Source organism: Solibacillus silvestris (assembly GCF_051967575.1).
In the GTDB taxonomy this organism is placed as follows: domain Bacteria; phylum Bacillota; class Bacilli; order Bacillales_A; family Planococcaceae; genus Solibacillus; species Solibacillus silvestris_B.
The window spans coordinates 1-1,406 of sequence record NZ_JBQCJW010000082.1; the positions used below are offsets into that span (position 1 = coordinate 1).

General features: G+C 43.4%; 1 protein-coding gene. It reads right to left on the minus strand.

Translation table 11 applies throughout. The annotated features are described in order from the left end of the window. Positions 1 to 196: 196 nt before the first annotated feature. Positions 197 to 1,332, minus strand: a protein-coding gene (locus tag ACTHOQ_RS18845) for an IS3 family transposase (protein ID WP_440497729.1) whose coding sequence is annotated in 2 segments (ribosomal slippage) — positions 197 to 1,110 and positions 1,110 to 1,332 — 1,137 coding nt in all. Because the reading frame shifts where the segments join, the coding sequence is not laid out codon by codon here. Positions 1,333 to 1,406: the final 74 nt, after the last annotated feature.

The window sequence follows — 1,406 nt, forward strand, 5'->3', positions numbered from 1 at the left end:
TGGATCTACGTCAAATTTTCGGACACATTCTGCCTAAGTTTTTTCTTGGGGCAACATCCCGAACGGATTGTTCCACATCCCAAGTAGCCCGTCAAAGTGAAAAGAGCCTTTGACCGCCTACTTGGGATGTAGAGCGCAAAAGATACGGATGTTGCCAAACAAAAATGTTGGGGGTGGGGATTTCTATCACCCACGTTTACGCTGCGGCACGACAAATTTTTTCAAAGGCATCGGGCGATAAATAGCCAATGCTGCCATGAATTCGCTTGCGGTTGTACCAGCCTTCAATGTAACGGAATAACGCGATACGAGCGGTTTCGAAATTGGCATAGCGTGTGCGGTACACTTCTTCTTTTTTCAAGGTCGCATGAAAGGATTCAATGCACGCATTATCATACGGACAACCTTTACGGCTGTAAGAAGGTGTGATGCCATGCTGTTCTAGCTTTTTTCGAAAATCCTCACTTGTATATTGCGTCCCTAAATCGGTATGCAAAATTAAGCCTGATGCGGGCTGTTGGGCCTTCACGGCGTTTTCGAGCGCGTCTAAAACAAGGTCCACCGTCATCCGGCGACCAAATTTATAGCCGACAATTTTTTTCGTGTGTAAATCTTGTACCGACGCCAAATAGCACCAGCCATCTTGAACTGTGTGAATATACGTAATATCCGCCACCCATTTTTCATTGATGGTTTCGGTTGTAAAGTCCTGTTCTAGTAAATTTTCACGTTCTTCCACGTGACCACTAGATGAAGTCGGTTTGTACTTTTTTACGATGTTCGAACGGATGCCTGCTTGTTTCATAATGCGCTGAACGCGATCAATACTGCCTGTATAACCTTCCTGCTTTAAGAGGGCGAAGATTTTTGGTGCCCCGTACCGTCCACCACTGTCTGCGTGAATGGCACGAATGCGCACTAAAAGCTTCTCGTTGGCGACATGATAGCTGTTTGGCTTCTTATGAAACGATTGATAATACGTACTTTTAGGCATCTTTAATACGCGACACATCAGTTGAACAGGCTGATGCTCGCTTTCTTTTTTAATGTGATCGATGAGTTCCTGGTCGTCTATTTTTGCGCGAATATGGTCATAGCCTTTTTTAAGATTTCTACCTCTTGCTTCAAGCGTAGATTTTCCTTTTGGATCGCAGTGACTTCCGCTGCGGTTAACTCATTTGTCCCTTCAATCGGAGAATGGAGTTTAATCCATTTATAAATTGTTACCTCTGATATACCATATTCGCTTGATAGTTGATTGACCGAAGTACCAGAGCGATAAAGCTCCACCACTGTTTGTTTGAACTCTTGATTATACTTTTTTTGACTCATGTCGGACACGTCCTCTCATATAAGTTATTTTACTAACTTAGCTCGATTATGTCCATGACTCTATATTACATCCA